General features: G+C 53.5%; 1 protein-coding gene. It reads right to left on the reverse strand.

From position 1 onward, the window contains the following. Positions 1-273, reverse strand: a 273-nt coding sequence (locus tag PZC42_RS24635) for a hypothetical protein (RefSeq protein WP_277214134.1), incomplete at both ends; no start/stop codon positions are given.

Here is a 273-nt window from a genome sequence, read left to right on the forward strand (position 1 = left end):
TTAGTGATGACGTCCCCGTCCTTGGCGATAATTTCACCGGTTTCTGGGTCGGCCAGGGTTTCAGCCAGGGTCAGACCTAACAAACGGTACTTCATTTGCAGCTTCTTGTTAGTCTTGTAACGACCAACTGGCGCCATGTCGTAGCGCTTTGGATCAAAGAAGCGGGTCGTCAAAAGGGACCGTGCGGAGTCGGCCGTCTTCGGTTCACCTGGACGGAGCCGTTCGTAGATATCCTTTAAGGATTCTTCAACCCGGGAGTCTTCCGGTTCCTTG

It is taken from the genome of Isoptericola croceus (assembly GCF_029382255.1).
Taxonomy (GTDB): Bacteria; Actinomycetota; Actinomycetes; order Actinomycetales; family Cellulomonadaceae; genus Isoptericola; species Isoptericola croceus.